The following is a 9,212-nucleotide window of genomic DNA, read 5'->3' as shown; positions in this document are numbered from 1 at the left end:
GGCGCGGGGGGGTGGGGTGTGTTGGCGGGGTGGGTGTGTGGGGGGGGCCCCGCCGCGCCCGCCGGGTGCGGTGGCTGGTGGGGGGGGGGGGGGGGGGGGGGGGCGCCCCCCCCCCCCCCCCCCGCCTCCTGTGGCACGCTTCCCCGCTGTTTCGTGGTGCCGCCCGTCAGCTCGCGAAGACGATCACGTTGTCGCGGTAGCTGCGCCGCTTGCTGTCGAAGGACCCGCCGCAGGTGATGAGCCTCAGCTCGGCTCCCTTGGTGGAGCCGTACACCTGCCTGTCGGGGATCCGGCTCTTCGGGAAGCGGGCCAGGCGCCGGACGGTGAAGGTCACCGTGCTTCCGTCGGCCCTGTCGACGTGGACGCGGTGTCCGGGACGGAGTTTTCCGAGCCGGTAGAAGACGGCGGGCCCCGTCCTGGAGTCCACGTGCCCGGCGATGACCGCCGCACCGGCCTCGCCGGGCTCGGGACCGGCCTTGTTCCAGCCCACCCTGTCGAAGCGCACCGGGGCGACCAGCTTGTTCCTCGCGTCCAGCTTCAGCGCGATCACCGAGGTGGAGAGCCCGATCGCCGGGACGCGGAGCCGCACGGGGTTGGCGACCTCACCCCTGGCCGGGGGTCGTACGAACCGGGCGGCCGTGAAAGCCCCGGAGGCCGTGGCGGTCGTGGAAGTCGTGGAAGTCGTGAAGCTGGTGGAGGCTTCGGAGGCTGTGGAAACCGAGGGGGCGCTGTGCGCGGCCACCTCGGTGGAGCACGCGGTCATGGCCACGAGGGCGGAGAGAGCGGCCACGAGGGCACCGGGGGTCCGCACGGTCAGCTCCCCGAGGTGAATCGACGGCTGAACCAGAAGCCGCCACCCGCCAGCAGCCCGGCACCGGCCAATCCCACCGGCACCCAGAGCGGCACGCCCTCCTTCTCCGCCATCCCGCCGAACCCGGTCTCCACACCACCGGCGGGCGCCCGGTCATCGTCATCGTCGTCATCGTCACGCGACGCACCACCCTGACCGGTGTCCACACCACCGGCGGGCGCCCGGTCATCGTCGTCATCGTCGTCATCGCGCGACGTGCTGCCCTGGCCGGTTTCCACTCCGCCCCGGGGGAGGTCGTCGTCCCGGTCGTCACGGTCGTCACGGTCGTCACGGTCGTCGTCACGGTCGTCGTCACCGCCGTCGTCGTCGTCATCGTCACCCCCCTTGTCGTCGTCATCGTCGTCGTCCGCGACGTCGACCACCGACGTGGACGAAACCGGGAACGCGGACGCCTGGGCCGCCGGGACGCCGGCGAGGACGCCGGTGGTGCCGAGTCCGAGGGTGATCGCGATGGCGAGCAGGGTCCGCCGTAGTTCCAGGCTCATCTGGCCCTCCTGAAGGTCGTTCCTGAAGTCGTTCCGCACCTTCTGTGCGGATGACTCCAGATTTCCGGTGGCCGGTGGACCCACCATGAGCGCGGGATGAGAGGGCTCTCACTGAACCCGCAGGCGGTAGCCGGACCCCCTGACGGTCTCGATCCGCTGGTTTCCCAGCTTGCGGCGCAGGTAGCGGACGTAGACGTCCACCACGTTCGAGCCGGGGTCGAAGTCGAACCCCCACACGTGGCTGAGCAACTGCTGGCGGGTGAGAACCTGGTCCGGGTGGCGGCAGAAGATCTCCGCGAGGGCGAACTCGCGGGTGGACAGGTCGACGGAGCGCTCGCCCACGTGGGCCCGCCGGGTCCGCAGGTCCAGGGCGAGGTCGCCGACGCGCAGCACGGTCGTCTCCGGGACGCGTTCCGGACGCAGGCGAAGCCGTACGCGTGCCAGCAGTTCCTCGAAGGAGAAGGGCTTGGCGAGGTAGTCGTCGGCCCCGCCCTCAAGGCCCGCGACGGTGTCGGCGACGCTGTCCCGGGCGGTGAGGATGATCACTGGGATGGTCGCCATCTCCTGCCGGAGCCGTCGCAGGACCGTGAAGCCGTCGCTCAGCGGAAGCCCGATGTCCAGGATCATCAGGTCGAAGAGTCCGGCACGGGCGTACTCGTACGCCGCGAGCCCGTCCGCGACGACAGTCGTCGTGAACCCGTTGCCTCTCAGGCCCTTCTCCAGGAAGGACGCGATCCGGCCCTCGTCCTCGGCTATCAGGATGCGGTTCACCCTCGGCTCCTTCCTCGGGGATTGTCACGGTCGCGCCTTCTCCGCCGCGCGATATGGACTCGTACGGGATGTCAGTGCTCGTACGAGAGCGTCATGGGGATCTCCTCGTACGGGAAGGAGATCAGGAAGAGCGCCCCGCCCCCGTCGGCCGGGTGGACGCGCGCGGTGCCCCGGTGCGCCTCGGCGATGGAGCGGACGATGGCGAGGCCGAGTCCCGCGCCGTCGTGCGACCCGGTGCGGCCCGTGCCCCGGACGAAGCGGTTGAAGATGCGTTCGCGGTCCTGCTCGGGCACGCCGGGACCGGTGTCGCGCACCCACAGCTCCACCCGGCCGTCCCGTACGGCGGAACCGACCGCGATCAGGTCGCCGGGGCCGGTGTGCCGCACGGCGTTGGCCACGAGCTGGATCAGCGCCTGGGTGAGGCGCTGCCGGTCGGCCGTGACCCGTTCCTCGGCCACCTCGTCCACCCGCCAGCGGCGCTCCCCCAGGGCGCGGGCCTTGGCCACGACCTCGACGGTGAGGTCGGCGAGCTCGACCTCGCCGAGGGTGAGGAAGCCCGGTTGCTCCGACCTGGCGAGCATGATCAGGTCGTCGACGATCCGGTTCATCCGTCCCAGCTCGTCGGTGACCAGGGCCAGGGTGGCGGCTCGTTCCTCGGGGTCGTCCCCCATGAGTTCGAGGTGGCCTCGGACGACCGTGATCGGGGTGCGAAGCTCGTGCCCGGCGTCGTCGAGGAAGTCGCGCTGCACGGCGAAGGCGCGTTCCAGCCGGTCGAGCATGTGGTTGAAGGTCGCGGCCAGCGCGGAGACGTCGTCGTCGCCGGAGACGGTGAGGCGCCGGCTGAGGTCGCCGGAGCCGCCGATCCGTTCCGCCGTCTGGCGGACCAGCCGCACGGGGGCGAGGACCCGTCCCGCGACGAACCACCCGCCCGCCCCGGCCAGGAGCAGCGCCGCCAGCGCGGTGAGGCCCAGCACGCGCACCGCCTCGTCGACCTCACGGCGTTCGAGGTCGTAGAAGACGATGGCCACGAAGGCGCCCTCGACCTCACCGTCGGCGATCACCGGTGCGACCGCCCAGCGGACGAGCCCGGCGGTGCTGGGGGCCCAGTCCCAGGTGGGTTCGGTCGCGGCGGCCATCCGCGCGACCAGCGCCCGGTCGGTGTCCAGCACGGCCGGGGGTTCTGCGTACGTGCGCCAGCGGACCTTCCCGTCCAGGATCACGAAGAAGGTCTCGTGGCGGTCGGGGGCGTTGACCTTCAGGTACTCCTGGAGCAGCGCGGGCGGGGAGGCGGTCGAGTGCTTCGCGTACCAGTGGAGTTTCTCCACCTCGTTGGCGAGCTCGGCGTTCACCCGGTCCTCCAGCCTGACCAGCAGGATGGTCCAGGTGGCGAACACCGAGACGCTCAGGGCGAGGGCGACGACCGCGAGCGTCCACCCCACGATGCGGGTCCGTGCGCTCACCGCCAGGCCGTCGCCTCTGCCGCGGTCCCGGCCGTAGCCGTCGTCGCCGTCGCCGTCACCGTCATCGCGGTTTCAGTCGCCGTCATCGCCGTAGCCGTTGCCGCCGTCGTGCTCTCGGTCATCGCCGTCGTGGTCTTAGTCGTCGCCGTCATCGCCGCCGTCATCGTCATCGTCGTCGTCTCCCCCGCCTCGCGGCGGCGGTGGCGGTTGTACCCGTTCGGCCCGTTCCTTCCCGGTCAGGCTGGACGCGGCGGGCCCGCCCGAGGTCGCGGAGGCCGGTGGCGTCCGGTCGTCGTCCCGGCCCTTCGGATCGCCGGACGCCCCGGGATCGGCCGGTGCGGTGGAGCCCGTGGAGGGCCGTGGTTGCGCGGTGCCCGTCGTCGCGGCCGTCTCGCTCGCCCGGTCCCGGTCGACCACGACGGCCTCCCCGAGGCTGCCGGAGTTGCCCTGGACCAGCACCACGACCGCGAACATCGCGACCGCGGTGACGAGTATCCCGATCACCATGCTGACGGTTGACGTCCTGCGGCTCATGGCGTCCACGGTAGGCGCCGTCACAGGAGATCAGGCTGGGACGGAGATGAGAAGACTCTCATCATCGGGCGACACGGACATGTACTGTCAATAAACCGATCGCCTCCGCGCTCCGATCGGCCTCAGGCTAGGATCACCGAGTTAGGTTAGCCTTGCCTGATATCGGGGGTCCCTGCATTGCGGCTGTACCTCACCGCGCTCAAACCGACCGACTCGGTCACCGACGGATTCCTCCCGGCGGCACGCGCGCTCGGCTGTGAGGTCACGATCCTCACCGACCGCCCCGAGCGGCATCGCGACTCCGGGGCGGAGGTGCTCCACTGCGACGTACGCGACGCGCGGGCCGTGATCGACACCGTGGCGCACCACCACGTCCCGGACGCGATCTTCTCCAACTCCGACCACATCCAGGCGGAGACGGCGCTCGCCGCCGCCTACTTCGGCCTGCCCGGCAAGGACTGGCGGGCCTGCGTCGACACCAAGAACAAGGCGCTCACCCGGCGACGGCTCGCCGCCGCCGGGGTCGAGACCGTACGTTCCGCGCGGCTGGCACCGGCCGACCCGCCGCCCGCCGAGATGCCGTTCCCCGCGGTCGTGAAGCCGCGCGAGGGGGTGGCCAGCGAGGACGTCGTGCTGGTCCGCGACGCGGGCGAACTCGCGAGGGCCGTCGCGGCCATCCGGGACAGGCGGCCCGGAGAGACGCTGGTCGTGGAGGAGTATCTCGACGGCCCCCTGCACACGATGGAGACGCTCGGCGACGGCGAGCGGGTCAGGGTGCTCGGCGGGTTCCGCACCACCCTCGGGCCGCTGCCGCACTTCGTGGAGGAACGGCTCGACTGGGAGCCGCCACCGGGCCGTGAGCACGTGCTGCGGGCGCTGGAGGCGCTGCGGGTGGGGTTCGGGGCCTGCCACACCGAGTACGTGATGACCCCGGCCGGGCCTCGGATCGTCGAGGTCAACTACCGGGTGATCGGCGACCACTGCGACTTCCTGCTGGCGAGCGTGCTGGACGTGCCCCTGTTCGAGCTCATTCTGGGCGTGCATCTCGGGGCGGAGCCAAGACTCCCCGGCGTCGCGGAGGGGCACGCGACGGCGCTGAGCCTGGTCGCCGACCGCGCGGGGACCGTGGTGAGGTCTCCCGGGACGATCGTTCCCGAGCCCGGCGATCCGGTCCGGATCTGGCACCGGCCGCTGCGCGCGGTGGGTGACCGGATCGACCTGAGCAACACCAACCGCGACTACATGGGCGTCGTCCGCGCGATCGGGCCCGACCGGGCGCGCGTGGACGCGGCCGTCGCGGCGTTCACCGCGGAGAACCCGTGGGTGATCGCATGAGCCGCGAGTCCACGAACGAGCGCAGGGTCCGTGGACCCCGTGACCGCGCGAACCGGGGAACCATGAGCGACCGCGAGCGCGGGGAGTCCACGGGCGACCGTACGAACCGGGGAACCATGAGCGACCGCACGAACCGGAGACCCGCGGGTGACCGTACGAACCGGGGACCCGTGGGCGACCGCGCGCCCCTGGGAGCCGCAGGAGCCGCAGGAGCCGCAGGAGCCACGGGAGCCGCGGGTGACCGCGTGCGCGGTGGCGGTTCCGTGAGCGGGCGGGAGAGATACCTCGCCGGACGGGTGCTGAACGCGCTCCTGCGTGAGGACTACGGCGGCCTGGCCGGGCGGGTGACGCGCAGCAAGGACGGCGTCGCGCTCGTCCTGCCCGGGGGCAGGCGGGTCCGGCTGGTTCCCGGCTCGCTGTTCCAGGACTTCGTGGCGGCCCCTGAGGAGGCGCTCCGCCTGGAGGAGGTCCTGGGCGCCCTGCGGGAGATCTCCGCTCCCGCAGACGCCGCCGGGGTCGAGTCGTTCGTCACGGAGTGCCGCGAGGCGCTGCGCGCCCTCGACCTCCACGACGCCCACCGCGAGGAGGTGCTCGCCAGGCTGGACGCGACCGTCGCCCTCGGACGTGGGCGCGACGGCGTGTGGTACGAGACGCTGGCCGCGTTCGTCGACCACCCCGTCTACCCGACGGCCCGATCCCGGAGCGGCCTGTCCGACGAGGATCTGACCGCGTACGCGCCGGAGTTCGCGCCCGCCTTCGAGCTGCGCTGGGCCGCGGTGCCCCGGGAGCGGCTCGCCGGGGCGGAGCTGCCGGGGGCGCCCGGATTCCCCGCCGTCGGCCTGGCCGCGGACCTCGCGAAGACCCACACGCTGTTCCCCGTGCACCCGCTGACGGTCCCCGCGATCGAGGAGATCCCGTGGGCGGTCGTGGCCCCGATCGCGCGCCTGGAGGTAAGGCCCACGCTGTCGATGCGCACGGTCGAGATCGCCCCGGGCACCCACCTGAAGCTGCCGCTGACCACCAGCACCCTCGGGCTGCGCAACCGGAGGTCCCTCAAACCGGACACGCTCGCCGACGGGGCGCGGGCCGAGCTGCTGCTGCGAGCCATGCCCGACCCGGAGGTGCTCCTGGCCGACGAGCAGACGTACGGGCACGCCGGGCACGAGTACCTGGGCTGGCTCCTGCGCCGCCACCCGGTGGGTGAGGTCGTCCCGGTCGCGTCGTTGACGGCACCGCTGCCGGGGGGCGGGCTGGTCGTGGAGGGGCTCGCGGAGAGGTGGTCCGGCGGGGACGTCGCCCGGCTGCTCGGCCGGTACCTGCGGGTCCTGTTCCGCTTCCACGTGCGGCTCTTCGTCAGGTACGGCACGGCACTGGAGGCCCACCAGCAGAACCTCTCGCTGGCGTTCGGCACCGAGGCCGCCTTCGGGACCACCTTGAGTGACGGCGTCATGCGGCTGCTCGTCAAGGACAACGACGGCCTGCTGACCTCGCCCGACAGGTTGCGGGACGCCGGGCTCGCGGTGCCGGACTTCGCCGACGCGCGGATGTTCACCGACGACCCGCACGCGCTCGCCGACGTGTTCGTGACCATCACCCTGCACCTGGCCGCCGCCGCCGTGACGTTCGGCGCGCTGCCGCCGCCGACGGCCTTCGAGCTGGTCCGCGGCACGCTCGCCGAGGCGCTCGACGAGTACGGCGAGGACCCGATGGCCAGGCTCCTGCGGGCCAGGACCCTCGACGCCGCCCGGCTCGTCGGCAAGTCGATGATCACCGCTGGGACCCTGGTGGACAAGGCGCGCACCGGCGCGCGGGACGTGAACAAGTTCTACGGCACGAGCGGACCGAACTATCTCCGCCAGCCTCCCCAGATCACGCAAAGGACAACATGACGAGCCTCGCCCTCGACTCACCCTGCGCCGTCGCCATGGCCATCGCCGAGGAGGCCTCCGTGTCGGCGCTGCTGCGCTGCTGCGTGAGGGAGATCGCGGGACCTCGCGGACAGGTCAGGCACGAGGAGCCGTACGTGCTGCTGCGCCTCGGGGGTGCCCACCTGCGGGCGCGCACGCGCGGCGGGCTCGCGCTGCGCTTCGAGGGGCGGCCGGAGTGGCTGGAGGACGGCTCCTGGCAGCCGCTCTCGACGGACCTGCTCGTCCGGCTGGTGGAGGCCGAACTCGGCGACGGCGACGGCGACGGCGACGGCGACGGCGACAACGAGAGCGAGGGCAAGGGCGAGGGCAAGGGCGAGGGGAACGACGAGTTCGCCGCCCAGGTGGCCGCGAGCAGGGACGCCCTAGCGACGCTCGTCGCGGCCCGGCGGGAGGTCCCGCCGCCCGCCGACCCGTGGCTCGCCTCGGAGCAGGCGCTCGTCCTCGGGCACCCGTTCCATCCCAGCCCGAAGGCGCGCGGCGGCGAGGGCTGGCTGCGTTACGCGCCCGAGGCGCACGCGAGCTTCCCGCTGCGGCTGCTCGGGGTGAGGGACGACGTGCTGGCCGGGGCGGGTGACACCGGCGCGCTCGACGAGCTCGGCCAGGCGCCGCCCGGCTACTCGCTGCTGCCCGCGCACCCGTGGCAGCTGGAACTGCTCGCCTCGGACCTGGCCGCGCCGCTGGTCGACGGCCGCCTGATCGACCTGGGCGACAGCTCCCGGACGGCGGTTCCCACGTCGTCGGTCCGCACGGTCTACGAGCCGCTGACCGACCGGTGCCTGAAGTTCAGCCTGGATGTGCGGATCACCAACTGCGTGCGGAAGAACTCCTGGTACGAGCTGGCCGGCGCGGTCGAGCTGAGCCGTCGCCTCGAACCGGTGTTCCTCGACCTGGCCGCCGCCTTCCCCGGCACCCGCTGGCTGCCCGAACCGGGCTACCGCTCCGCGGAGCTGGGCACCCGGCTGCTGGAGGGGCTCGGCGTGATCGTCCGGATGAGCCCGTGGTCGGTCTGCAGGCCGGGGGTGACCCCCTTGCTGAGCGGCGCGCTCGCCGCCGGGCGGCAGGGTGCCGGGGCGGTGCCGGGCGATCTGCCGGACCTGGCGAATCCGGCACCGCGCCTGACGAATCCGGCACCGGGTTTGGCGGGTTCAGCTCCGGGTCGGGCGAATCCGGTGCCGGGGAGTGCGCCGCTCATGGCCGGGTGGCCGGTTGCCGATCCGGTGCGCTGGTGGCGGGCGTACGTGGAACGCGTGGCGCCGCCGGTGCTCGACGCCTACCTCGGCCACGGCGTGGTGCTGGAGCCCCACCTGCAGAACGTCCTGATCGGCGTGGACACGGAGGGGATGCCCGTGGAGGTCGTCTTCCGCGACCTGGAGGGCACGAAGCTCGTCGCCGGGCGGCACGACCTGTCCGGGCTGCCCGGCCGGGTCGCCGAGTCGCTCACCTACGACGCGGCCTCCGGCTGGAACCGGGTGGTCTACTGCCTGATGGTCAACCACCTCGCCGAGATCGCCGCCTCCCTGGCCGGGACCGGGTCCACCCGGGAGCTGTGGGCGGTGGCCGGGGAGGTCCTGGAGAAGTACGCGGCGTCGCGCGGATGGCCCCGGCCGCTGTCGGACCTGCTGTCGATGCCGTCGCTGCCCGCCAAGGCCAACCTGTCGGTCCGGTGGGCGCGCTCGGCGGACCGCTCCGCGGGGTACGTGACGGTCGCCAACCCGCTGGCCACGGCCTGACGTCCCTCGAAGTTCAGCTCCGACGTGACGACGGGAGACGAGAGACGAGAGACGGCGGCGATGGTGGGGCCGCCGTCTCCCGTCCGCTATGTCGAAGT

8 protein-coding genes are annotated in these 9,212 nt (G+C 72.6%); 3 read left to right on the top strand and 5 right to left on the bottom strand.

Features of this window, described 5'->3' with window-relative positions:
- Positions 1-166: 166 nt before the first annotated feature.
- The 5 genes from ACFYWM_RS07815 to ACFYWM_RS07795 form a co-directional block, all read right to left on the bottom strand.
- Positions 167-811, bottom strand: coding sequence for a class F sortase (locus ACFYWM_RS07815; protein ID WP_389910247.1), 645 nt, complete (start codon positions 809-811; stop codon positions 167-169).
- 2 nt (positions 812-813) lie between these two features.
- Positions 814-1,356, bottom strand: coding sequence for a hypothetical protein (locus ACFYWM_RS07810; protein WP_389910244.1), 543 nt, complete (start codon positions 1,354-1,356; stop codon positions 814-816).
- 108 nt (positions 1,357-1,464) lie between these two features.
- Complete coding sequence (locus tag ACFYWM_RS07805; protein WP_389910241.1) at positions 1,465-2,127, bottom strand: response regulator transcription factor; 663 nt, start codon at positions 2,125-2,127, stop codon at positions 1,465-1,467.
- A gap of 71 nt (positions 2,128-2,198) precedes the next feature.
- The gene (locus ACFYWM_RS07800; protein ID WP_389910238.1) at positions 2,199-3,587 is read right to left on the bottom strand and encodes a sensor histidine kinase; all 1,389 of its coding nucleotides are present in this window, start codon (positions 3,585-3,587) and stop codon (positions 2,199-2,201) included.
- Positions 3,588-3,722: 135 nt separating this feature from the next.
- Positions 3,723-4,121, bottom strand: coding sequence for a hypothetical protein (locus ACFYWM_RS07795; RefSeq protein ID WP_389910235.1), 399 nt, complete (start codon positions 4,119-4,121; stop codon positions 3,723-3,725).
- 177 nt (positions 4,122-4,298) lie between these two features.
- Between ACFYWM_RS07795 and ACFYWM_RS07790 the strand changes: the two genes are divergently transcribed.
- From ACFYWM_RS07790 to ACFYWM_RS07780, 3 genes are all read left to right on the top strand, one after another.
- On the top strand, positions 4,299-5,456 hold the full coding sequence (locus ACFYWM_RS07790; RefSeq protein WP_389910231.1) for an acetyl-CoA carboxylase biotin carboxylase subunit family protein: 1,158 nt from the start codon (positions 4,299-4,301) through the stop codon (positions 5,454-5,456).
- Positions 5,457-5,719: 263 nt separating this feature from the next.
- Positions 5,720-7,345, top strand: a complete 1,626-nt coding sequence (locus ACFYWM_RS07785; protein WP_389910228.1) for an IucA/IucC family protein — start codon at positions 5,720-5,722, stop codon at positions 7,343-7,345.
- The gene (locus ACFYWM_RS07780) at positions 7,342-9,114 is read left to right on the top strand and encodes an IucA/IucC family protein (protein WP_389910225.1); all 1,773 of its coding nucleotides are present in this window, start codon (positions 7,342-7,344) and stop codon (positions 9,112-9,114) included. The genes ACFYWM_RS07785 and ACFYWM_RS07780 overlap by 4 nt, the downstream gene beginning before the upstream one ends.
- The last annotated feature ends 98 nt before the right edge of the window (positions 9,115-9,212 follow it).

The organism is Streptosporangium sp. NPDC002721 (genome assembly GCF_042888905.1).
Classification (GTDB): Bacteria; Actinomycetota; Actinomycetes; order Streptosporangiales; family Streptosporangiaceae; genus Streptosporangium.
The sequence above is the reverse complement of the archived record's forward strand: the minus strand, read 5'-3'. Positions and strand labels throughout refer to the sequence as shown.